This window comes from Streptomyces sp. SID3343, from assembly GCF_009865215.1.
Taxonomy (GTDB): Bacteria; Actinomycetota; Actinomycetes; order Streptomycetales; family Streptomycetaceae; genus Embleya.
In genome coordinates, this window is sequence record NZ_WWJX01001242.1 from 1 (window position 1) to 212 (window position 212).

1 pseudogene is annotated in these 212 nt (G+C 78.3%); it reads left to right on the forward strand.

Features of this window, described 5'->3' with window-relative positions:
• A pseudogene (locus tag GT354_RS38650) lies at nt 1-212 on the forward strand (hypothetical protein); the annotation flags it as partial.

A 212-nucleotide genomic window follows, 5' to 3' on the forward strand; every position in this document is an offset into this window, starting at 1 on the left:
TTGGGCCTGGACGACGGCGCGAGCAACGCGCTGCGCCAGGTGCTGAGCGCGTACGTGGCCGCGCACGGGCGCTACCCGCAGGTGGGCACGCTCCTGGACCTGCTCGACGGCACCGAGGCCTCGCTCGCCGCGCTGGAGCAGGCACTGGCGGCGGCGGGCCGGTTGGCCGCCCACGAGCGCGCGCTGCGCTCGCTGGCCCGCGGCGACGACGC